This is a genomic window from Membranihabitans maritimus (assembly GCF_021729145.1).
Taxonomy (GTDB): domain Bacteria; phylum Bacteroidota; class Bacteroidia; order Chitinophagales; family Saprospiraceae; genus Membranihabitans; species Membranihabitans maritimus.
On the sequence record NZ_JAJSLW010000062.1, the window covers coordinates 1 to 771 of the forward strand.

A 771-nucleotide genomic window follows, 5' to 3' on the forward strand; every position below is an offset into this window, starting at 1 on the left:
CACTACCGACCCCACCTTTGACTTTTTCCGTCCATGATCGTCTTCGTACACCACCTGGACGATATACACACCTGGTGGAAAATGGGCCCATACCTGAGCATCTACGGTCGGTCCGGAAGTAGAATGCAACACTCCGCCCCATTTGTCCAGCAATATAACCGATGTCAGGGAACCGCAGCCCGACAGGAAAATTTCCAGTCCATCATTGTTCCCGTCCCCGTTCGGGGTAACCGCATTCGGAATTGATACCGCACAAGCCGGGCAATCGTCTCCCGACTCTACCCGGTACATTCCTACGTATTCACAGTCGCCAGAAAGAATCAAAAACGGATACACCCCTACCGCTTCCACACTCCGGTCCCGGCCCGGATCCCCGTCCGGCCAGGTAAATGCGATTCCCGCCTCGTCTTCCGGTAGCGTCAGTGTCAGGGCACTCCCTTCGCACCATGGGATGGTTTCACTGTATTCTTCCGATGGGTCCGGTACGGTGGTTACCGTCACAAATTTCACTCCCGTGCAGCCCGATTGGTAGCCCGTCAACCGGTACCTACCCGGTTCAAAAAAGGGGATTTCCTCTCCCGGGTAGTATACCACCCCTTCAGTGATGACCGAATCAAGGCCCGCTACCTGTATTCTTGTTTCTTCGCCGCCACATATTCGCATGGTATCCGGGTAGGAAGTAGGAAAGGACACCGAATCCAGCCGCTCCACTTCGATATCCCCTCGGTACACACAGCCGTCCCGCTCGGCTTCCACCCAGTAAGGGCCTGT

At 55.6% G+C, this 771-nt stretch carries 1 protein-coding gene; it reads right to left on the reverse strand.

Annotated elements, in window-relative coordinates; translation table 11 throughout:
• The coding region (locus tag LVD47_RS23305) for a T9SS type B sorting domain-containing protein (protein ID WP_236981122.1) at positions 1-771 on the reverse strand (771 nt) is incomplete at both ends.